This window comes from Scandinavium manionii (assembly GCF_024764775.1).
Taxonomy (GTDB): domain Bacteria; phylum Pseudomonadota; class Gammaproteobacteria; order Enterobacterales; family Enterobacteriaceae; genus Scandinavium; species Scandinavium manionii.
Window position 1 is genome coordinate 509189 of the sequence record NZ_JALIGC010000040.1, and the last position, 24043, is coordinate 533231.

Here is a 24043-nt window from a genome sequence, read left to right on the forward strand (position 1 = left end):
AGCAAAAGGCTGGCCTGCTCTGATTTGAGCATAGACCAGCCTTAGGCTAATTCAAGACACCTTAGAAGCGGATTTTCATCCCCACCGAGGCAGACAAGTCTGCATCCACGTTGGTGTTGTCGCCGTTATCCCAGGTTTTGCCTACTTCGGTATATGCCTGTACATCATTGGTGACCGTCCACGTCACACCCACTGCGGCTTCCGTCGCGCTGAACTGCTGGTTAGCCTTGAGGGTGGTCTTGCCGTGACTGTTGGCACCATTGCTGTAGGTCACCGCATCTTCGCCATCAGTCAGCTCTTTCCAGAAGTTCACCCGCACGTACGGTTTCACTTTACCCATGTTGGTATCGTAATCCGCGGTCAGACGTGCACCGAGACGCCCAATCACCGCGCTATCGGCGTCAGTGCTGACATGGGTATCGACGCCATCGTTAAGGGTCACATCATCGAAGTTGCTCCACTGCCACACCAGCTGCGCCTGCGGTTCAAAGGCCCAGTTACTGTCGCCAAGTTGCCATGGTTTGCCCACTTCTACAGAGGCGGTCACGGTGTTGCCATTTGGATGGTAAGTATCGGAACTGCCTTCGCTTTTCAGATCGACTGAATGGTAACCGTACTGCAACACATTATCAACATAGAAACCATTGGTATCGGTCCAGGTGGCATAGCCGCCAATGTAGGAGGAGAACGTTGAGTTGTACGCTGAACCGCCGCCCATACCGGTGTTACCGCTGACCGAACTGTCGAGATCCATAAAGGTGGTGTAGATCCCGGTACGCCATTTGTCGTTCTGCCACAGATCGAGGCCAATTTGCATCCCGTCATACTGCGAATGGCTCTTACTGCTGGTGGCATCATCCAGATGCTGATCGACAGTTTTGGTCAGATAGCGCGCCCAGAAGCGCCCTTCCTGATCTTCCGGCACATCCGCACGCCACGGCTGCTCATCACCCACGCGCTGATGCAGCGTGCCGAGCACGAACAAATCCGCCTGACGAACGATCGATGGCAAGGTATCGAAGCCCGGCACTATCGGGCTGTAACCCGCGCGCAGGAACCAGTCTTCCCCGGCACCGCTCGCATTTCCGGCATACAGCTGATACTGCCACGCTCCGGCGATCAGTTTATCGCGGCCGATGTTAAAGGCGTCTTTGGTCGTTTGTGCGGTGGTGGTCGCCCCATTTTTGGCCTCCACCACCATAATGCCGTCACCGGTGGTCGGTTCACCGAGTTGACTGACATCGATGTCCAGTCGGGTGGTACCGGTCGCGGTACCGCCGTTGATCACCAGTTTGTCCGCCACGCCCGGGCTGTGCTGCTGGGCGGCGATTTTGATCGTGCCGTCCATCCCCACATAGTCGCCGTTGACGGTCAGCGTTGAGCCAACATTACCGCCGCGCAGATTAACGGTCCCCTGGTTCACCAGGTTCGCTACCGTCTGGTTGCGTCCGCCGGTATCCAGGGTCGCGTTCTGGCTGACGATATGCGAGGACTTCGCGCTGAAGCGTGAAGCGCCACCCGCCATCAGGGTGCCGTTTTCCACCAGCGTGTAGCCGCTCCAGTTATTCAGACCGTTCAGATAAGTGGTGCCGCTACCGCGCTGGATGAAGTCACCCGTCCCGGAGATCACACCGTCGAGATCAACCGTGTTATTGCGATTCACCACCAGCGTATCCAGGTTGAGAATATTACCGGCCACGCTGCCTGCACCGCCGCCGTTACCGAGCTGGAGGGTGCCGTTGCGGATGGTGGTCAACCCGCTGTAGCTGCTGTCTTTGGTCAGCGTCAGCGTACCGTCGCCCGCTTTGGTTAAGCCGCCACTGCCACTGACAGCGGAGAGCAGAGAGACATCATTGCCGTTGGTATCAATGGTGCCGCTGTTGTCGCCGACGGTCCACGCACGCGCGGTATCAAACGCCGCGCCGTAGCGGAAGATCCCGCCATTCAGCGTGATACCGGTGTCTGCGGCCCCGAGGTTCTGGTCGCCGCTGACCTGTAACACGCCGCCACTGACGGTGGTACCGCCGCGATAGCTGTTGTTGCCGTTCAGCACCAGGGTGCCGACGTCGGTTTTGTCGATGCCGCCGCTGCCGGTGATTTGCGAATTGATGGTCGCGGTGTAGAGTCTGCCAAGCGCGGTACCGTCGCCGACGCGGATCACCGTATCGGCAGTATTGGTGGTGATCACCCCATCGTTAATCACGTAGCCGTTAGTGGTGAACTGCGCGCCGCTAATGAGTACTTCACCGAGGCTGTTATCGACGGTGACGTTGCCTTTTCTACCGCTGAACACCGCAAACGCGCCATCGCTGAACGGGGCGTTAATCGCACCCGCGGGATCGGTCTGATCGGTAGTCCAGTTATCGTTGCCGCCGCTGTTTTGCCAGACGCCGTCGCCACCGTCAATTTTGCCGTTGTTTTTCAGCCCGCCATTAGGCCCCCCCGTACCATCCCAGAAGTTGAGCACCAGCCCCGAGGTGTTAACGAGGTTGACCTGATTCGCTACGGAGGTTTGTACGTACAGCTGGTTTGCCGCGTCCGGTACGGTACCGAATTGCAGACCGTTGTTGGTGAGATTGCCGCTGTAGTTGATGACGCGATACACGCCGACGTCGAACTTGCCGCCAGGGGTCTGGGCAATGTTGAGTTTGCCGTCGAGAGTCAGATCACCGTTAACCACCAGCAGATCGTTGAGCGGATCGTTGGCATCCGGGACATTCGATTTACCGAACTGGAAATCGAGCTGCGCATTGTTGGCAAGCGTCAGATTGTTCATGGTTAGCACGCCGACGCTGCTCAGGTCTTTGCCCGGCGTCAGGTGGCCGTTATCCGCCACGGTGACATTGGCCCCGAGGGTCCCTTCCCCGCCGAGCGTCGCGTTGCTGGCCACGCTGGTGGCGCCAGTGGCCGCGCTCTGGTCACCGTTAATCAGCAGCGCGCCGTTCATCACCGACGTCGCACCGGTATAGGTGTTGTCAGCGGTGAGCGTCAGAATACCGGTGCCGACTTTTTCCAGCCCGCCACCGACGCCGGAAATCAGGCCGCTGATGGTGTCGTTAAGGTTGAGATTCCCCTCGCTGAGGGTCTTGCTGCCCAGGTTAACGCTACCCTCGCCGGAGAGTGAGCCGATGGAGGTTTTACTATCCGCATCCGCCAGCGTCACATTCGCGCCGCTCTGGTTGGCAATTCGCGCGTTAGCCGCCTGGGCATTGCCGGAAAACGCCACGGTACCGGCGTTGGTGGTGACGCTGGTGCCGCCGTCGGCGCTGCCTGACATCAACAACCGTGAAGTGTTATCGACATTAATGGTCGCGCTGCCTGCATTACTGCTGCCGGTAAAGCTGGCAGTGCCGGCGGTCAGGCCGATGGTGCTCGATTCGGCAGTAGCGCCGCTGTTAAACGCCAGGGTCGAATTATTGACATCAAAGGTGTGTGACTGCGCGCTGGCGTCGTTGTTGAAATTAACCACGGCCTCATCGGTCAACGACACGGTGCTGTCCTGTTTACCGAATGCGCCCGTGGTGTTGGCGTTAACCGTCAGCGTACCGATGCCGTTTTTGCCGGTAATGGTAGTATCACCTTTGTAGGTGTTGGCGGTGTTGAGCACCAACTGGCCCGCGCCGTTTCCGGTGGAGCTATCCACCACTGCCAGCGAACCATCGCCCCCGATCACGCCGGTTGGGGTGAAAGTATGACCGTAGGTGTCGAAGGTGCCGCCCTCATTTTCCCCCAGGAAAATTTTTCGCTGGGTAGTAAAATCATCACCTGACTGGAACGTGGCCCCATTGTTCAGCGTGATGGATGTTCCGGCTAGCCCGAGATTTTCATCACGACTGGCCTGCAGCGTGCCTCCCCATACCTCAACCCCACCCGCAAAGGTATTATCACCGTTGAGGATCAAGCGACCGGCATCGGTTTTAAGCAACCGTAGTGCAGGTTTATCTGGAAGACTCAGGGTATTAGCGACCAGATTGGCATTAATGGTCGTCGTGATATCTGCACCGGAAATTGTGCCCGTATCACTGACATCCCCGACACGGATCACGAAGAAACGACCCGCATCCGTTTCCCCTTCACTGGTGTAGGCGTTGTCCGGTACTAATCCCCCTGCAACCTGGGTCTCGATCATCTCCAATGGGGTAGTCGAATCACCATTAAGAATGTAGTCATCAGCCGTAAACTGCATCCCTGAAGCACGCACAGGACCATTCTCATTCGATAATGTGACGGTCCCGCCTTTGGTCTGGAAGATCGCAAAGGCACCTTCATTCCACGGTTCATTCCCGTTACCATCCTGCTGTGTCCAGTTATTGCTGGTACTTCCTTCATTGGCAAACCAGGTACCGTTCCCCCCATCAACAACTCCATTACCGCTTGTCTCATCACCTGTACCAGTACCGTGATTGTTTCCATCCGGGTCCCCATCCCAGAACTGTAATTTACCCAGAGGCAGGGTATAGCTGAGTACCAGGTTGACTTGATTGCCAATAGAGGTCTGAATGGAATAAAGCTGTTGGGTTGGCGTGGGCAGTGAACCAATCTCCATGGTGTTATTGGTTAATGCCCCGGTGTAATTAAACAAACGATATACGCCAGGCAAGAAGCGACCATCGCTGGTCTGATCAACATTTAAAGTACCGTCCAGCGTCAGGTTACCGTTGACCTGAACCAGGTCATTAAGCGTTCCTCCGGGAGTAAAGGACTCCCCAAGCTGGAAATGGCTGTTGGTATCACTGGCAAGCGTCAGGTTGCCATTAACCGTCAAGACTCCGGTTCCGTTACCCCGGTTATCATCACCTGGTTTCAGGGTCGTACCACCCTGGAAGAGCACATTGCCACCAATCGTGCCGTAGCCGCCAAGCGTGCTGCCCGTGTAAACCGTGGTTAACCCGGCGCCACTCTGCGCACCGTTAATCAGCAACGTACCCTGTTCTACGTCGGTGGTACCTGCGTAGCTGTTGTTTCCGTTCAGACGTGTCAAACCTGTGCCAATCTGGCGGAAATCACCGCTGCCGGAAATCACGCCGCCCAGGGTGACCACGTCAGAATGGTTAACCGTCAGGATGCCGTTGTCGGTGATGTTGGTTTGTTCTGACAGGCTACCCACATCGCCGCCATTACCGAGGCTCAGTTCTGAATCGCCACCAATCAGCGTGTCGCCGGTGTAGGTGTTATCGCCAAGCAGAATGGTGTTGCCGCCGTTGATGCGCTCCATACCACCAGTGCCGGAAATCACACCACTGTAGGTCTGATCGTCGCTACCGTCGAAGGAGATCTTCGCGCCGCTGCCCGCCGTGGCGATATTGTAATTGTGGATAGTCGCCTCACCGTCCACTGTCGCGCTGTCGCCGGTTCGCAGTATTGCACCGTCATTGACGTTGATAACAGGTGCGCCTGACAGCGTGAGATCTTTCGCGACACGCATGTCGGCCCCGGCACCAGTAAGGGTCAGGGTGCTCCAGCCAGTGCCAATATTGGTGCCGGTCGCGAGATCATCCGCCGTCAGTGAGCCAATACTGCCTTTGGTACCTTCAAAGGTCAGCGTGCTGCCGGTGCCGCCTTCACTGAGGATATGGGTGGTATCGGCGATATCCACACTACCGACAGTGGCGCTGTCCAGCCCGCCGTTTCCTTCAAAGGTGACGCCCCCCGTCAGGCTGCCGCCGCTCCAGTTAAACTGGTCGTTACCAGCGCCCATCAGGATTTCACCCTGCGTTTGCTGCCCGGTATCGCTTAAGGTCACGCTGTCGTTACCACTGCCGAGCGCAATCACTTTCGCCGTACTGCTGGCCGCTTTCAGGATGCCGCTGTTGGTCAGGGTGTTATTGGCGCTACCCGTGGCATCAATCACGGTCGCATTCTGGCTCAGGCTGGTGATGGTGCCGCTGTTGGTGATATTACGTGAATCGACGTCACCGCTAAGATCGATAAGCGACTGGCTGTTGCTGGTACTGCTGGAGGTGATGGAACTGGTGTTGGTAAACGCCCCGGTATTTTGCGCCAGGATCGTGCTGCCGGTATCGCTGCTGGTCGCAATGATACCGTTGTTGGTCAGGCTGGCGGCATCAGTCGCTTCAATCGCCGCACCAGCGCCGCTCGCCATGGTGATACTGGTGCCGGAGATAACATTACCGTTAGTCCGCGCGAGGATCCCCCGGCTGCCGTCGCCGTTGCCATTGATGGTGTAGCCGGTGCCGATTGTCAGGTCGCCGGTGGTGTCTGAACCGTCGGCATTCATAAAGGCAAAACCGCCGCCGCTGCCGCTGACATTCAGCACGTTGCCGCTGCCTTCCGCATCAAAGGTCACTGCGGTACGAATCGCCGGGCCGTCGTCGGCATTGATTGTGACATTGGTCAGGTTAATGCTACTGGCGTTGGCATTGTTATTTATCCCCGCACCGCTGTCGGTGATATCAATGGTGGTGTTGCTGGCATTAAAAGAGGATGCGCCGGTGCTGTCGATAAGCACCCCATCAGCTCCCCTGCTGGCGCTGATATGGTTATCTGTCCCGTTGACCGTCAGGGCTGCGCTATCCCCGGTAAGTTGTACCGCCGCCAGGCCTCCATTCGCCGAGACATCCCCCAACTGGTGGACGATAGCGCCAGCCCCCTGGACCCGTACCCCGACATTTTCGCTGCCCTCTAAACCGGAGACGGTAATGGCACCGTTGTTGGTCAGTTCACCGGCGTTCTGAATATCCACCCCGATGTTACCTGTACCTGGCGTAACTGACGTCCCTGCCACACTGACGTCGGAATTGACGATTGCAATACCGCCATCATGCAACAGCACCCCGGTACTGGTGTTGCCATTCAGCGTGAGATCCGCCCCGCTATTGAGGGTCAAATCCCCTTTATGCGAGACGTTGTAGCCAACAATGCCGGTTTGTCCCGCCGCTGACCCGATTTTCGCGGAAGAACTCACTTTGGTGTCAAGCGCATCACCATCTGTGTCAACGCCTGTGAGAGTGTAATTACGCCCATCCACCAGTACGGCAGTGGTGTTATCACCATTCAGATTTATCGCGCCATCGCTGATGGTGCCCACTGCGCCGCCGGTGACTTTCACCCCAACGGCATCCGTGCCGCTGACGTTAATCTGCGCGTTACCGGTAGTCACTTCAGTCACCACCGAGCCGTCCTGCGAGAGGCCATTCGCAAAAACCCCGGTGGAGCCGGTGCCGGCAACGGTCAGATTGTAGTCACCCCCGGTGGTCTCCCCCGTGAACTTCGCCCCGCTATCAACCGCAAACAGAATCGAACGGGCTTGCCCATCATCCGTAATGGTCGGGTTGGCGATATTGATACTTGCCCCCTGTCCCCAGGCGTAGTAGCCAATCTGATCAGTATTTTCAAAGGTTAAGGAGGCAGGTGCGCCGACGTTAATGGTCGAGTTACCACGCGCATGGGCACCAATCGCACCGGTTGCAAGCAGACGCACGGTCGAATCCAGCTGCACCGTCGCCGCTTTGCCATTCAACCCTTCGGCATACACCGCATAGTTACGGTAGGCATACGGATTATCATCGGTGCCCCCCAACTCCCCTTCCGCCCCGACGATAATGGTGCTGTCCTGGGTGGACGTCATTTTGGCATTCGCGCCCTGTGCCAGTACGCGCAGCGCGATATTGTTGTCGCCATCGACCTGAATATTGCCGTTATTGGTGACGACACCGGTATTATCTTTAACGTACATCCCATAGTTGGCGGCAGCTGAGTCGTTGACCAGCTTACCTAACACATTAATCTCACCATTGTTGGTGACCGTCGCACCACCGCCATTGACCAGGATCCCTGCCGCATTGCGGGTATTGTCCATCAGGGTAATTTCCCCGGTGGTATCATTGAGGATAGTGCCGGTGCCCGTGGAGGCAATCGCTGCCGTAAAATCACCACTTCCCACCAGGTTAACCGCGGTGGGAGCTGTCCCATCAATAACCGGGGTGCTGCCCACATACATGGCTCCCTGGTTGGTGAAGTTGGCGGCGTCACCAGTGAGCACGCCATATGCGCCAGCTTTACCATCGGTATTATGACTGTTGCCGACAATCGCTATAGTGCCACCTTCAGCATTAGTCACATTGGCGGTATTCCCGGCGATAATACCGTAGGCGTTATGGGTTGCCGTATCAGTAATGGCAACGTTGATATGGCCGTTGTTGGTGTTAGTGACGGTACTGCTGCCATCGGCAGCGATAGCCGCCGACCCGGCATTATTCACATTCTGATTACTGCCGTCTTTTTCGAGGAACAGCCCGGCGTTCAGTACGCCGTTGTTGGTCGCCGTCGCATCGGTCGCCCGCATCCCTACGGTTGTCGGGCTGCTACCACTGCTGCTCCAGGCGTTAATCGCGCCATTGTTAGTGATAACGGCACCGTTGTCGGCTTGCATCACGGCCGTCGCACCGTCGACCGCCAGGCTCCCAATATCCGTCACCGTGCCTGTGGCATCTTTTCCTGTGGCGTAAATGACCCGCAGGTTACCGGTGCCTATCGTGGCGTTATTGGTATGTGAATCCAGGTCATCCCAGACGTTGTATTCCACATTAATGGTCGTGCTTTCCGCCTGACCCAGCAGATCGGTAATAATGCCGTTGTAGGTCGTTTGCGCCTGTGTGGATGAGGTGATCGGATCGCTACCGTCTACTGACGCCCCGGCCAGCAGCCAGTACTGCACCTGTGATTTACCGGCATACGCCCCCTGACCCACCAGGAAATTGTTGACATCAGCAATATCTGCGGACGAAGTGATATCGAATTCTTTGTTGCCGACCAGCCGAACTTTGCCCAACGGACCGATTTCATACTCCGGCAGAGTCAGTGTGTAGTTATATTGCGTACTTTGTACATTGGTTTGGCTTGACTGGTTGGCGATAACCGCCGCCGGACTGAAGTGGATGTAATTATCCGATTGCCAGTTCGCCGCCCCCGCGTTTCCACTTTCAGCCGCTACAAACGCCAGCGTCGAATTTTTCGCCAGCAGATCAATGGTATTTACGGGGGCTGAAATAAGCGTCGTGCCCGCAGTATCCGCACCGACGTTGATATTGGCCGTGCCACCACCTTCGCTGACGTAGGCAATGCCAAAATCATTGAGGATCCGCACCGAATCGGGATCGTAGACCGGTATCTGCATCTCAGCGACCGGCACATCTGCGGCCGATGTAAATGTAGAAGAGTCATAGACGCTGACCACCTCATAGCTACCGTCCAGGCCCGGCACTTCAACATTCAGTTCCTGATTTTGCTGCGGAACTGCGGGGCTGGGGGAGTAGGTAAAATCGGCGATATTATCGGCCGTAATCGGTGTGGTGACGTTGTTCGAGTCGGTCGCATTTATGGTAATAATGCGGTTACCGGCCCCCGCGGGCAGCGCATCCACCACCGATACGGGATTATTTGTCACGCCATTGTTGGTATAGGTCGGGAAGGTCGGGATACTGCCGCCGATGTTCAGCGTGGTACCTGCAGCAAAATTGGAATCCGCCGTAGTGATGTCAATGCCGTACGCCGTCCCGGTATCTATCACTCGGTCAAAGTTGTAATCCGGTTCCTCTGAAAACGCATAAGTGGGATGATCAGTTGCCCAGTTCACATCATCTGCGAGGGCGGCTACGGGCATCAACCCGGCAACCAGCGCCCCGGAGATCAGAAGTTTTCGCCGTCCAGCGCGTGATGCTTTTCCTCGATGTCCGGCAGTAAATTCTGCAACCGGGATAAATGCGGAGGCAACGTGACTCCAGACAAGACGATAAATTCTGTTCATACGCATTCCATTAAAATCAAGACGTTGAAAAAAAACGAACGAGTGACGGGCTAAAAAGGCAGATCTTACTTTTTGTAAAAGTAGTACAACTTTGGTTATTCAACCTTGTAAGTTATGAAAAAATATATCATTTGGTTACATTTAAGTTAAGTCTTGGTTTTCTAACTGAATCGTCTGGAAAAGGGAAAATGCAGGCCGGGGTTTGAGCAGCAAAGTGTGATCCACTATCATCAAGGATAAGAAAATCGGGAGTCAGGTCATGGATATCAAGCACAGCACCGGAGAAATGGCGATCGCCAGCGTGAAGGGGTATATCTGGTTTTTGTGCCTGAATATAATTTGTTGCCTGTGGCTGGTGCTGAGGGTGTTTGGCGGGGCGTCGATTCCGCTGGATGCGGAGAATTACACCCTGCCGCTGTACGGCATCATCGGCTTTTCGCTGTTCAATGCGCTGGTTACCTGGCGGCTACACGATCGTATCAATGAAGGGCTGTATCAGAAATGCCTGCCCGCCATCGTACTTATCTTCAGTGCCTTCTGGTCGGTTATTTTCTTTCACATGCTGAATGACTTTCAGCAACCGACCATCGCGATGGTCGCACTGGTTATCGTGCTGCTTCCGGCGACCATCACTTTCTACATCTCAGCCAAACTGCTGACCCTGTTTATCGTGCCGATTATCGCCACCGTGATTTTCGGCGGGTTTATCTCGCCGATGGTGTTCACCTTGTTGCAGAGCATTGCAGCGGTGATCATCCTGATTGTGGTGCTTTCGGCGCGCTACATTCTGATCGAATCCTATCAGCGGACTCAGCGCAGCGAGTATGAAAAGAACTTGCTGATCAAGAAGTTGCTCAGACTCGCCAACTACGATACCCTCACCGGCCTGTATAACCGACACAGCCTGGGCGAGTATTTTGCCCGAAGCACCCGTTCGCTTGTGCAGGGCAAAAAATCGCTATTTCTGATTGTGCTGGATATCGATTTTTTCAAGCAATACAACGATCTTTACGGTCACGTTGAAGGTGATAAATGCCTGATTCGGGTCTCGCGCTGCATTGAACAGTCGCTGCGCAAAGACACCGATGCCGCCTTCCGTTTTGGTGGAGAAGAGTTTGTGGTAATGGCGACTTGCGACGGACCGGGCAGCGCACTCAGCATCGCCAAGCGTATCCAGCATGCGCTGGCTGAAGCGCGTATTCCGCACAAAGGCTCGACGGTTTCGCCGCGCGTGACGATGAGTCTGGGTGTAGCGCGATGGCACCCCGGCATGACGATGGAAGCCCTGCTGGAATTTGCCGATAAGCAGCTTTATCAAGCCAAGCGTGACGGGCGAAACCGGATCTGCTGGGAGCGTCAGAAGCGAGAATAACGCTAACATCACTTCATCGCCAAAAATAGGTCGCCGCCATTAATCCCGGTATCTGCAGTTGCCGCGACCTCTTATATCAGTCCTTTTTTATGCATAAAAGCGCGTTAAAATCCCGTTCTATCTGGCGGATTTTGTACATAAAAGTACATAATCGTAATCATTTATTTTTGCATCAAACACAAGTATGCAATTCGTTAACCTTAACTATACTCACATAGACCTTAATGAACGGAGCTCTTCCACATGTTAAAAAATGTCCCTTTCAAGAGGACGATGCTGGCCAGCATGCTGACGCTGGCTTCTGGCGCTGTAACGTCTGCTTACGCAGCGCCTGCGACAGCCTCTCCAAAACAAGATTCTTCTAAACCGAACATCGTTGTCATCTTTGGTGACGATATCGGTTACTGGAACCTGAGTACCTACAACCAGGGTACGATGGGTTATGACACCCCGAACATCGACAGCATTGCTGCTCAGGGTGCAAAATTCACCTCTTACTACGCTGAACAAAGTTCCACCGCGGGTCGTTCTGCGTTCATCACCGGCCAGATGCCATTCCGTACCGGGATGAGTAAAGTCGGTATGCCAGGTGCACCACAGGGTCTGCAAAAAGAAGACCCGACCATTGCTAACATCCTGAAACAGCTGGGCTACGCGACCGGTCAGTTTGGTAAAAACCACCTCGGCGACCGCGATGAGTTCCTGCCTACCGCACACGGTTTCGATGAGTTCCTCGGTAACCTGTACCACCTGAATGCGGAAGAAGAGCCAGAGAACCCGGATTATCCGAAAGACCCGGCCTTCCGTAAAGAATTCGGCCCGCGCGGCGTGATTAAGAGCAGCGCTGATGGCAAAATTGAAGATACCGGTCCACTGACCATTAAGCGTATGGGCACCGTTGACGAAGAAACGTTAGCGGCGAACAACGACTTCATGGAACGTCAGGTTAAGGCTAAAAAGCCATTCTTTACCTGGTTCAACACCACCCGTATGCACAACAAAACCCACCTGAAAGATAAGAGCATTGGGGCCACCGGCCTCGGTACTTATGCTGACGGTATGGTTGAGCATGACAAGATGGTTGGTGAAGTGCTGCAGAAGATTAAAGATCTCGGCATTGAAGATAACACCATCGTTGTTTACACCACCGATAACGGTCCGATGACAGCAACCTGGCCTGACGCAGGCGAAACGCCATTCCGCGGTGAGAAAAACACCGGTTGGGAAGGCGGCTTCCGCGTTCCAGCGATGATCAAATGGCCTGGCCACATCAAACCTGGCACCATCGTAAAAGACATGTTTGCAAGCTACGACTGGTTCCCGACGCTGGTTGCTGCTGCGGGCGATGCCAACATCAAAGATCAGCTGCTGAAGGGTTACAAAACCCCGTCCATCACCTACAAAGTTCATCTGGATGGCTACAACCAGCTCGACTTCCTGCAGGGCAAAGGCGAAGACCAGCGTAAAGAGTTCTTCTACTGGAGTGATGACGGCGATCTGCTGGCGATGCGTTACGGTCGTTGGAAAGCGCACTTCATGATTCAGGAGCACGAAGGTCTGGATCTGTGGCGTTATCCGTTCACCAAGCTGCGTGCACCTCTGATCTTCGATCTGGAAGTGGATCCGCTTGAGAAAGGCGACAAAGGTATGGGCTACCAGAGCTGGTTCTACGACCGCATGTTCCTGATGGGCGGCGCTCAGAAGTACGCGAAACAAATGCTCGCAACCTTCAAAGAGTTCCCACCACGCCAGAAACCAGGCTCATTCACCATCTCTGATGCGTCAGCGATGCTTGAGCAAGGTTCAAACATCAACAAATAATGTTGATATAGTGAGGCATTGAACCTCATGCTCAGAGCGGGTTGCGATTGCAATCCGCTCTGCATTTTGAACTACGATCATTGTGCGCTTTGTCAGTCATTACACCTTAGGGGTTTGCTATGAAGTACAGCACCACACTACCCGTAAAAGCATTACCGTCTGCGGAAAAATATGACGGCAAAGGTCCAGAGTACAAACGCCGTTTCCACGTGATGGCCAAACCCTCCGGCTCCACCTGTAACCTCGACTGCACCTACTGTTTCTACCTGTCTAAAGAACAATTACTCCATCAGGACAGACACACCGGGATGAGCGATGAGGTGCTGGAAAACTTCATTCGTCAGTACATCGACGGACAGGATGGCGAGCAGGTGGTCTTCTCCTGGCAGGGCGGCGAACCGACCCTGATGGGACTCGAATTTTTCGAAAAAGTGGTCGCATTCCAGAAGCAGTACAAAAAACCGGGCCAGCAAATTGAAAACGATTTGCAGACCAACGGCGTACTGATCAACGACAAATGGGCTGCGTTCCTCAAAGAACATAAGTTTCTGGTGGGTATCTCGATTGATGGCCCACGAGAATTGCACGACCGCTATCGCGTCACGCGCAGCGGCAAACCGACCTTCGATAAAGTGATGGAAGGCGTCGATGCGCTCAAGCGCCACGGCGTACCGTTCAACGCGCTGGTGACCGTCAACCGCACCAACGCCCGCTTCCCGCTAGAAGTGTATCGCTTCATGACCCGCGAACTGGGCGCGACCTACGTGCAGTTCAACCCGTGCGTCGAACCCGTCGATTTCAAAAGCACCGCGCCACAATTCTGGCAGGACGATTCCATTCCGATTACCGGCAGCCGTCGCGCCCGCCCGGGTGATTTAGACTCCATCGTCACCGACTGGTCGGTTGATCCCGAAGACTGGGGCACCTTCCTGATTGCGGTGTTCGAAGAGTGGGTCAACAACGACTTAGGCCGCGTGCAGGTGAACCTGTTCGAAACCGCCGTGGCGCAGACCATGGGGATGCCGGCGCAGATTTGCACCGCCTCCGAGTTCTGCGGCAAGGGCCTCGCTATCGAAAAAAATGGCGACATTTTCTCCTGCGACCACTACGTCTACCCGGAATATCAGATAGGCAATATCGAGAACAGCAAACTGGCGCACCTCGCGTTCTCCGAACGCCAGCAGGCTTTTGGCATGGGCAAAAAAGATACCCTGCCGAAATACTGTAAAGAGTGCCCTTACCTCAAACTGTGCTGGGGCGAATGCCCGAAAAACCGTCTGGTGCGGACTCCCGATGGCGAGCTGGGTCTGAACTACCTTTGCCCTGGCATCAAAGCCTTCTTTAACTATGCTGAGCCAATTCTGGTTGGGATCGCCACGCTACTGAAACGTGATTTTGCAGGAGTGAAAAAATGAATAGCAGGGAAAAACTGCTTCAGTTAGAACAACGAATGAACACCCAGGTTCTGGGCCAGGAAGAACTGGTTCGGATGCTGATTATCGCCCTGCTTTGCGACGGGCACGTGCTGCTCGAAGGCCTGCCTGGCCTGGCGAAAACCCGTGCGGTGCGCGAACTGGCGCGCCACGTTGAAGGCGAATTCCGCCGTATTCAGTTCACCCCTGACCTGCTGCCGTCAGACATTACCGGCAGCGAAATTTATCAGCAGAACGCAACCCGCGAAGAGGACCAGTTCCGCTTCCGTCCAGGGCCGGTGTTCGGCAACGTTATTCTTGCCGATGAAATCAACCGTGCGTCTGCCCGCGTGCAGTCGGCGCTGCTCGAAGCGATGGAAGAACGCCACGTGACCGTCGCCGGGAAAACCTGGCCGCTGCCGGGCGTCTTCATGGTGCTCGCCACGCAGAACCCGGTGGATCAGGAAGGGACCTGGCCGCTGCCGGAAGCACAGCTCGACCGCTTCCTGATGAAAGTTCTCGTCGATTACCCGTCGAAAGAGAACGAGCAGAAAGTGATGCAGATGGTTCGCGCCGAACAGCAGGCCAAATATCAGGCCCTGGCAAAAAGCGAAACCGCCCCGCAGGATGAAAATCTGACCCTTTCGCAGCAGGAAATTGCCGCCAGCTGGCAGGAGATTTCTGCCGTGTACGTGGCGCCTGCGATTGAGGAGTACATCGTCAATCTGATTGAAGCGACGCGTTATCCGCAGAACGTTAGTGACACGCTGGCAAGCTACATCCACATCGGCGTCAGCCCACGTGGCTCACTGGCGCTTGACCGCTGTGCCCGCGCGCAGGCGTGGCTCGAAGGCCGCGACGCAGTGCTGCCGGAAGACGTGCGCCGCATCGCGCCGGCGGTTATCCGTCATCGCCTGATGCTGAGCTACCAGGCCAGCGCCGATAACTGCACCGCTGATGACGTGGTGAAAATGCTCCTCGACGCCGTGGTGGCGTAATGGACAGCCGCCTCAGTGTCGACCGTGAGACGCTGCTTGCGCTGGTCAACGACGCACGTCTAATTGCCAACCCGCCGGGGCAAATTCCGCCGGGCGCGCTGGCAGGTGAACGCACCTCAAAACAGCAGGGTCGCGGGCTGAATTTTGACAGTCTGCGCCGCTATCAGCCAGGCGACGACGTGCGTCTGATTGACTGGCAGGCAACGGCCCGCCTTCGTCAGCCGTGGATCAGACTCTACAACGAAGAGCGCGAGCGCCCGGTGTTTTTGCTGGTCGATCAGCGCCTCGATATGTTCTTCGCCACCCGTGGACAAACCAAATCCGTCGCCGCAGCAAAAACCGCCGCACTGCTGGCCTGGCGGAGCTGGCACGATGGCGATCGGGTCGGCAGCCTGGTATTTAACGATACCGACATGGCGCTGCAAAAATGCCGCCCGCCGCGCACCAGTCTGAATACCATCCTTGATACGTTGCAGCACTACAACCAGCTGCTGCCGGAACAGTATCCGACTGAACCCGTCGCCACCGTGACGCTGTCCGATGCGCTTCTGCGCGCCAGCGGAGCTATCCCCAACGGCGCATGGGTGGCGGTGCTCAGCGATTTCCACGATCTGGACCACAACTGCGACGCCCTGCTTGCCGGGCTGCGCCGCCGCTGCGAAGTCAGCGCCTTTGTGGTACTGGATGATTTGCACAAGCGCCTGCCCTCTTCGGGCTCCCTGGCGGCCACCTGGCAAGGTCACGAAGCAGCATTTACGCTCAACTCCGGGTTAAAAGCGGATATTGAGCAAAGCACCACGGCGCGTCTTGCCCGCCAGCAAAGCCGCCTGACGCGGCTCGGCATTCGTGTGAATCATCTGGTGGTCACTCAGGATCTGATTAAGCAGTTACAAAAAGGTATCTGAATGCTCGAGAAAGGATTTTCCGTGCCCGCGCTCTCGCAGCCGGCGCTACCTCCCTCTCCTTCCTGGTTCCCTCTGCCGCCGGGCTGGCTGGCACTGGGTGCCCTGCTGCTCGCGGTTCTCATCGTTTATCTGTTTTTCTACTGTGCCCGCTACCGCCGCAATCGCTGGCGTCGCGAAGCGCTGTCCGTTTTGCCCGCGTCACACAGCGTCGACAGCTGGCTGAATCTGATTAAACAGGTGCTACTGGTTCACCAGCCGCGCGCGACGGTCAGCAACTGGCTGACCGCAGAGGCATTGTTACAGCAGGTTCCCCTTGAAAACGGACTGCGCCTGCAAATGTGTGCCAAATATTGCCAACGAGATAACCGACTTGCGGACGATGATGAATCACGGCTGCGCCATCAATTGGCACAATGGCTGAAGGAGCTGCCTGATGTCTGAGCTATTTTCACGGATTGATTTTGCCTGGCCATGGGCATGGCTGTTAATGCTGTTACCGCTGCTGGGGCGCTATCTGCTATCGCAGGACAACCAGCAAAAAGAGCACGTTCGCGTGCCGTTCTTGCCCAATCTCATCGATGAACTGAAACTCGACAGCCAGCCGGTACGTGACGGTTGGCTACGCGGGGCGATGTTCTGGCTGGTGTGGGCGCTGCTGGTTTGCGCCCTGACCCGTCCGGAATACCTCACGCCGCCGCAGCACATTCAGAAGCCGATGCGCGATATGGTGCTTATCCTCGACGTCTCTGGCTCAATGCAAAAGAACGATGTCGAAGGCGGCATCACGCGTTTGCAGGCGGTTCAGGCGTCGGTGCGTAAATTCGTGGCGGGGCGTAAATCTGACCGCATCGGGATGGTGATTTTTGCCAGCAGCGCCTGGCCGTTCGCACCGGTGAGTGAAGATAAGCAGGCGCTGAATATGCGCATTGATCAGCTCGCCCCGGGGATGATCGGCCAACAAACAGCGATCGGCGATGCCCTCGGCGTGGCGGTGAAAGTGCTCGATTCCGGCACCGATAAAGAGGCCAGCAAACTCGCCATTCTGCTGACCGATGGCAACGATACCGCGTCGCAGCTTTCGCCAGATCTTGCCGCGCAACTGGCGGCCTCGCACCACGTTCAGGTGCATACCATCGCCTTCGGCGACACGCACAGCGTCGGGGAAGATAAAGTCGACCTTCCGCTGTTACAGCAAATCGCCCAAACGACTGGCGGAAAATCGTGGACCGCCGCGAACTCCGGCGCGGCGCTCGACAGCGTCTGGAAAGAGATTGACGCCATCACGCCGGTACAGGTGAAAAGCATCGGCTGGTCGTGGCATCTGCCGCTGTTTGCCTGGCCACTCGGGGCCGCCATGCTGCTGTTGCTGCTGCTGGCTCTGGCGCGATTTATCAGGGAGAAACGGTCATGAGTGACTTCCACTTTATCTACCCGTGGCGTTTGCTGGGGCTGATTGTTGCCGCCCTGCTGGCATTTCTGCCCTTCGCCGGGGCCAGCGCCTGGCAGCGCATCATGGACAAACCGTTCGCGAAAGCGCTGATTATCGGGCGCTCAAAACGCCTGACCCAGGTGCTGCCATGGCTGTTCGCCCTCGGGGTGATTGCCCTCGCTGGGCCGACCTGGCAGCGTGAGTTTCCCGCGGCCCTGACCCCAGAAAGTAACGTGATGGTGGTCATGCAGCAGGACCTGGCGATGTACGCTCAGGACCTGGCGCCGAGCCGCAACGAACGCATGCAAAGCAAAATCAGCAGCCTGATGGATAACGCCCCCGGCGCACGATACGGTCTGGTGGTGTACAGCAATCAGGCATTTGTTACCACACCGTTGACTCAGGACCCGCAGTTCTTCTCGCTGTTCCTGCATGCGCAAAACCCGTCGCTGATGCCGGAAGGTTCGGGTTCTGGCCTGAAGGCCGCCGTTGAGCTGGCGATCAAAAACAGCCCGGCCTCGCCGCGCAGTCTGATTCTGGTGGCGGATACGCTAACGGACGCCGACGTGTCCTACCTCGAAAAGCTCAACGCACCGATTCAGATTTGGGTCCCGGGTACCGCCACGGGTGGCACGCTGCCGGAAAAATACGCCAGCCGCGGTATCGACACCCGACTCAACGTTGAGCGTTTCAGTACGGTGCGCGAGGCCGGTATTCCGGTCACGCTGGTCACCGCCGATGACAGCGATTTGCAGGTGGTACAGAGCCATATTCAGCAGTCCGTCACCCAACAAAACAACGCCCGCAGTGACCTGCACTGGAAAAACAGCGGCTGGTTGCTGGCGATCCCGATGCTGGTGCTGCTGTTCTTCTGGCGTCGCCAGCTGATTTGCATCGCACTGGTGATGCCGATGATGTTCTGGTCTTCCCATAGCGATGCTGCCTGGCTCGACGCGTGGGTCAGCCCGGACGTTCAGGGTCAGCACGCGTTTGAGAAAGGCGACTACCAAAAAGCCGCCGAACACTTCCGCGATCCGCTGTGGCAAGGCATCGCCTGGTACAATGCCGGAAACTTTACTGCCGCTGTGAGCGCATTCCGCCGCGCGCCGCAAACGCCGGAAACGCTGTTATGGACCGGCAACAGCCTTGCACAACAAAAACAGTGGCAGCAGGCGCTCGACACCTACGATCAGGCGCTGAGCCTGCGCCCGGACTGGAAAATGGCGCTGGAAAACCGCGAAAAAGTGTCGCACATCGTCATGCAACTGCGGCTCAAACAGCGCGAGGCTGAGCAGGAGCAAGGGAGCAACCAGGATGATGAAGGGCCGGACAAAGTGCTAAAAGATTTGAAAAAAGGCCAGGGCGTGAAGCAAAAAGACATTGGTGCAATCAAAGGCACTTCGCCGCAGCTTAATCAGTGGTTTGAGAATTTACAGGTGTCACCGTCTGGCCTGCTGGAAAGTCTGTACCGCAACGGAGCCCAGGAGACGACGCCATGAAACGCCTGTTAGCACTGCTGATGGTGGCGATGCTCCCGGCCCATGCGGCAATGGACATCACGCGTGAAATCGTGGCCCCGAAAAGCATTGTGCCGGGCCAGCCGGTGACCGTGGCCGTCACATACTGGACCGACAGCTGGTTTAATCCGCCGCCAGAATGGCCTGAGTTTAAGGTTCAGGAAGGGGTATTACTCAATACGCCGCTGCCAAACCAGTTACTGACTCGCCAACAAAACGGCATCTCCTGGAGCGGCATTCGTCTTGAACGCCAGTTGATGGCATGGGATCAAGGCACACTGCGTCTGCCTGCGGTCGACCTGACCATCACCTCTTCGGGTCAGCCACCGGCGACAGTGCATCTGGAGGCGCTTGAATTGCCAGTCAACTGGCCGAAAGGTGTTGAGCAACCAGACCGCTTTTTACCCGCACGCGGCCTTTCACTGACGCAGACCATCACCCAGTACCATGCCGGAAAAGATAAAACCCTGCGCGCGGGCGATGCGGTCGAACGCGTGGTCACCGTCAAGGCTCAGGACATTTTACCCGCGCAAATTCCGCAGATTCTGTACGCCATTCCTGGCGATGAGAGCCAGCGTCTGACGCCGGTAAATAGTTTTATCAAAAGTGGACGCGGTGATATCGAGGGCGCAATGCGCGTGGAAAAACTGCGCTATATGCCAACCGACTCCGGCACCCTGACGCTGCCGCCGGTAAGACTACGCTGGTGGGATACCGAACACCATCAGTGGCAACTGGCGGAGCTGAAAGGCGAAACGTTGAAGGTCGAAAGCGCCCGCGCCGCAGGCAAAGAATCTGCTCTACGTGGCAGTACCGGCGATACGCCGTGGCATGTCGCCATCGGCCTGCTGGTTCTGCTGATTATCGGCGCAAGCGGCTGGTTTGCACGCCGTCAGCTGCGCCAAAGCGCGAACTGGTTACATCACCGCTGGCTGCGCTTCTGGCAGCCAGTCTCATTGCCTGAACTCGCTCCCGTTGAAAGGAAAAAACGATGAAAAAAACACTTCTGGCCTGCACACTGATGCTGGGTTGCAGCACGCTGGCCCACGCCGACCCGCTTTCCACCTGGAATGACACCGCGGCCAAACAGTCTATCGAACAGTGGGTAGAAAACTCGACGAAACAGGGCAGTGACGCGTTTATTCCTGAAGATCAGCGCTATGTGGTGTTCGACAACGACGGCACGCTGTGGCCGGAAGCGCCGCTGACATTCCAGATCCAGTTTATTATTGACGAAATCAAGCGCCAGGCACCGGAGCATCCGGAATGGAAACAGGATCCGCTCATTAATGCCGTTCTGACCAATGACCTGAAAACCGTGGTCAAAGCGGGAAATAAAGGGCTACTGAAACTGCTGGCGATGACCCACAGCGGCATGACCACTGACGATTTCGACAAACGTGTTTCCAGCTGGCTTGAAACCCATAAAGATGCGCGTTTTGGCTGCCGCTACGACCAGATGGGCTACCAGCCGATGCGCCAGCTGCTCGATTATCTGCGTGAAAATGGCTTCAAAACCTGGATTATCTCCGGCGGTGGTACCGACTTTATGCGCGTGATGTCGCAGAAAATGTATGGCATTCCACCGGAGCAGGTGGTCGGTTCCTTTGCGTTGGGTGAATTCTCTCTGACCGACAACGGCACGCAAATCCGCAAAACCATGAACGGCGCGTTTAACGACGACCAAGCCAATAAGCCAGTGGCTATTCATCTGTTTATGGGGCATCGCCCGGTGGCGGCCTTTGGCAATAGCGATGGTGATTTGCAGATGCTGCAATACACCGCCGCGAACCCGAATTACAAAACGTTCGGTCTACTGGTGCATCACACCGATGCGGCACGTGAGTATGCCTATGACAGCCATCCACCAGCCAGCGGTAAACTGGAAGCCGCTCTGCCCGTCGCGAAAGCCAAAGGCTGGACGGTGGTGGATATGAAGCAGGACTGGAAAACGGTATTTGATCCGGCGATGTGTCCGGCGAAGTGAATCTCTGCGCGCTGATGCCCTCTTTAGACCGGAGGGTTGTTGCGCTCCTTCAGGTTTATCACCTTCCTGATGCCACTAAAACCCGCAGACCTTCAGCAGGGGTGTTCACGTTCCGCGGAAGAAATAGAATCTGCCGAACAAAAGGTGAACGGAACAAACCTCAGCTCCCAAGAGCACCGGGAGCTGAACAACCCGCCGCACTGGAACAAACCTCCGATCCAGCGTATTAACGCACCACTCCTACTCCAGAATCGTCTCACCCACCTTCGTTGGCTTCGAAAACAGCAGCACCAGCGGCAACAGCAGGAAGCATAAAAACATCATCAGGCGGAAATCCTGATAGTACGCCATCACCGTCGCCTGACGGGTGACTTCGTTGTTGATAGCCACCAGCCCGGACATGTTATGCAGGCCATACATACCGTGATGAATATCATGCTGCAGCGCTTTGTTAAACGGATTGATAAACCCGGAGAACACGCTGTGATTACGCTGGCTCTGTTGAGCGAGGTAAGTGGTCACTACCGAAATACCAATACTGCTACCGATATTACGAATCAGTGAGTACAGCGACGTCCCTTCCGTGCGGTATGAAGGTGCCAGCGTTGAAAAGGTGAGCGTCGAGAGCGGCACAAACGTCAGCCCCATGCCGATCCCCTGCACCACGCCGGAACTGATGATTTCCCACTGGCTCATCCACATACTGAACTGCGTCATCTGCCACAGTGAAATCGCCATCACCACCACGCCAAGCGCGATAACGTAACGCAGGTCGACTTTACCAGCGATGCGCCCGACTACCATCATGCTGAACATGGTGCCGAAGCCGCGCGGGGTCATCAGCAGGCCCACGTCGATAACCGGATAGTTCATGAAGTTTTGCAGCAGCGGCGGCATCAGCGCCATGGTGGCCAGCAGGATGGTGCCCATCATAAAGCTGAACAGCAGCCCCACGACAAAGTTCTTATCGCGGAAAATCCCCGGCTCGATAAACGGCTTTTTGGCAGTGAAAATATGCGAGACAAAAAGATAAAACGCCACGCCCGCCAGCACCGCTTCGATGATGATTTCGCCACTCGAGAACCACTCTTTCGACTGGCCCCGATCGAGGAAAAGCTGCAGGCTGCCGATCGCCACGCTCAGTAAGAAGAAGCCCAGCAGGTCAAATTTACGTTTTACATCGAGCGCCGTTTCGCTGACAAAGGTCGAGATCCCAAGCCAGGCCAGCGCGCCAAACGGGATATTGATATAGAACACCCAGCGCCAGCTGTAATATTCAGTGAGCCAGCCGCCGAGCGCCGGGCCAAGAATTGGGCCGACCATCACGCCCATCCCCCACATCGCCATTGCCGAACCGTGCTTCTCTTTCGGCCAGGCATCCAGCATGACCGACTGTGACAGCGGCACCAGGCTTGCGCCAAAAATCCCCTGTAGTAGGCGGAATATCACGATTTGATCGAGAGACTGTGCGGCCCCGCACAGCATTGAGGCCACGGTAAAACCGACTACTGACCACGTGAACAGGCGTTTACGCCCGATTCGTGCGGCAACAAAACCGGTCATCGGCATCGCAATCGCAGCGGCGACGATGTAGGACGTGAGCACCCACGACGTCTGGTCCTGAGTCGCACCCATCGCGCCCTGCATATGCGGCAGGGCCACGTTGGCGATGGTGGTATCCAGCGCCTGCATGATGGTTGCCAGCATCACCGAGAAGGTGATCAACAATCGTCTGTCGGCAGTACGCTTCAGTGGCTGCGGAGCAGCTATCACATCAGACATAACGGACCTCCTCAGGACACGCTGTGGGTACTGGCCTGGGTATCAATTTTGATGGTGGCGCTTAAGCCCGCACGCAGTTGTGGCTGGCTGGCGTCGGTTTCCAGACGGATACGAACCGGCACACGTTGGGTCACTTTTACCCAGTTCCCGGTGGCGTTTTCCGCCGGGATAACCGAATACTCAGCGCCCGTCGCCGGGCTGATGCTGCTCACTTTGCCGTGCCAGGTCACGCCCGGGGCATAGTCGACGCTGATTTCAGCCGTTTCGTTATCACGGATATGGGTTAAATCTTTCTCGGTGAAGTTCGCTTCGACATAGAGATTCTGATCGGAGACCAGCAGCATGGCGGTGGTCCCGCCCTGTACGTATTCCCCGGTCTGCAATACTTTGGTGATATTCCCGGACGACGGCGCATATTCGTTGACGTGAGTCAGGTCATTCTTAGCCGTATTCAGATGCGCCAGCGCTTCTTTATAACGCGGGTGTTTTTCCACCGGCAGAGAAATATCGCCACCGAAACTGTCGACCACTTCCTGCAATTGCTTTTGCAACATGTTCACTTCCAGCGCCATCAACAGGGTTTTCTGGTGCGCAGCGTCAAGTTCCGACGCGGACACGTAACCCGGGCCGCTCAGGCGATGCAAACGCCCTTCTTCACGTTGCGCATAGGCATACTGACTTTTGGATACCGCGATGTTGGCGAGCTTGCTCTGATATTGCGATTTAATGGTATTTAAATCGATAACGGTATTATTCAATTCAGACTTCGCCTGCGCCACCGCTAATTCATAGGGCTTAGGATCGATGCTAAATAATAAGTCGCCTTTATTCACATGCTGATTTTCTTTTACCGCCACGTGTAATACGCGACCGGATACCTCTGCGCCGATAGCGGTTTTATCCGCTTTCACATAAGCATTATCGGTTTCCACATAGCGACCGCCGGTTAAATAAAACCAGCCGCCCGCCGCAACGCCCAAAGTCGGAACGACAAGTAATAAGATAAAACGTAATTTTTTAATATTCATGTGCAGGTCTCATTATTTGAGCGATA

General features: G+C 56.0%; 13 protein-coding genes. 10 read left to right on the forward strand and 3 right to left on the reverse strand.

Features of this window, described 5'->3' with window-relative positions; all coding sequences use genetic code 11:
• Positions 1–61: 61 nt before the first annotated feature.
• Positions 62–9766: an autotransporter-associated beta strand repeat-containing protein gene (locus MUU51_RS20185; protein ID WP_258968458.1), complete on the reverse strand. Its 9705-nt coding sequence runs from the start codon at positions 9764–9766 to the stop codon at positions 62–64.
• Positions 9767–10025: 259 nt separating this feature from the next.
• Between MUU51_RS20185 and MUU51_RS20190 the strand changes: the two genes are divergently transcribed.
• The 10 genes from MUU51_RS20190 to MUU51_RS20235 all read left to right on the forward strand — a co-directional run bounded on the left by MUU51_RS20190 (position 10026) and on the right by MUU51_RS20235 (position 21207).
• A complete protein-coding gene (locus MUU51_RS20190; RefSeq protein WP_258968459.1) occupies positions 10026–11138 on the forward strand; it encodes a GGDEF domain-containing protein in 1113 nt (370 codons plus the stop codon).
• Positions 11139–11381: 243 nt separating this feature from the next.
• Entirely contained in the window at positions 11382–12959 is a 1578-nt protein-coding gene (locus MUU51_RS20195; protein WP_258968460.1) for an arylsulfatase, read from the forward strand.
• Between the two features lie 119 nt (positions 12960–13078).
• Positions 13079–14374: an anaerobic sulfatase maturase gene (locus MUU51_RS20200; protein WP_159773158.1), complete on the forward strand. Its 1296-nt coding sequence runs from the start codon at positions 13079–13081 to the stop codon at positions 14372–14374.
• A complete protein-coding gene (locus MUU51_RS20205) occupies positions 14371–15369 on the forward strand; it encodes an AAA family ATPase (RefSeq protein ID WP_159773156.1) in 999 nt (332 codons plus the stop codon). The genes MUU51_RS20200 and MUU51_RS20205 overlap by 4 nt, the downstream gene beginning before the upstream one ends.
• Positions 15369–16274 carry a DUF58 domain-containing protein gene (locus MUU51_RS20210; protein ID WP_159773154.1) on the forward strand — a complete coding sequence of 302 codons (906 nt, stop codon included), beginning with the start codon at positions 15369–15371 and terminating at the stop codon, positions 16272–16274. Before MUU51_RS20205 ends, MUU51_RS20210 begins: the two co-directional genes overlap by 1 nt.
• Positions 16275–16715, forward strand: coding sequence for a DUF4381 family protein (locus MUU51_RS20215; RefSeq protein ID WP_159773152.1), 441 nt, complete (start codon positions 16275–16277; stop codon positions 16713–16715).
• Positions 16708–17685 (forward strand): VWA domain-containing protein, encoded by a 978-nt coding sequence (locus MUU51_RS20220; RefSeq protein ID WP_159773150.1) that lies wholly within the window; start codon positions 16708–16710, stop codon positions 17683–17685. Before MUU51_RS20215 ends, MUU51_RS20220 begins: the two co-directional genes overlap by 8 nt.
• Entirely contained in the window at positions 17682–19202 is a 1521-nt protein-coding gene (locus MUU51_RS20225; protein WP_258968461.1) for a tetratricopeptide repeat protein, read from the forward strand. The genes MUU51_RS20220 and MUU51_RS20225 overlap by 4 nt, the downstream gene beginning before the upstream one ends.
• Positions 19199–20215 (forward strand): oxygen tolerance domain protein, encoded by a 1017-nt coding sequence (locus MUU51_RS20230; protein ID WP_258968462.1) that lies wholly within the window; start codon positions 19199–19201, stop codon positions 20213–20215. The genes MUU51_RS20225 and MUU51_RS20230 overlap by 4 nt, the downstream gene beginning before the upstream one ends.
• On the forward strand, positions 20212–21207 hold the full coding sequence (locus tag MUU51_RS20235) for an HAD family hydrolase (RefSeq protein ID WP_159773144.1): 996 nt from the start codon (positions 20212–20214) through the stop codon (positions 21205–21207). Before MUU51_RS20230 ends, MUU51_RS20235 begins: the two co-directional genes overlap by 4 nt.
• A 240-nt stretch (positions 21208–21447) precedes the next feature.
• Here the strand turns inward: MUU51_RS20235 and MUU51_RS20240 are convergent, their stop codons facing one another.
• Both MUU51_RS20240 and MUU51_RS20245 read right to left on the reverse strand, forming a co-directional pair.
• Positions 21448–22989 (reverse strand): DHA2 family efflux MFS transporter permease subunit, encoded by a 1542-nt coding sequence (locus MUU51_RS20240; RefSeq protein ID WP_159773142.1) that lies wholly within the window; start codon positions 22987–22989, stop codon positions 21448–21450.
• An 11-nt stretch (positions 22990–23000) separates the two neighbouring features.
• A complete protein-coding gene (locus tag MUU51_RS20245; protein ID WP_159773140.1) occupies positions 23001–24017 on the reverse strand; it encodes an HlyD family secretion protein in 1017 nt (338 codons plus the stop codon).
• Between the last annotated feature and the right edge of the window lie 26 nt (positions 24018–24043).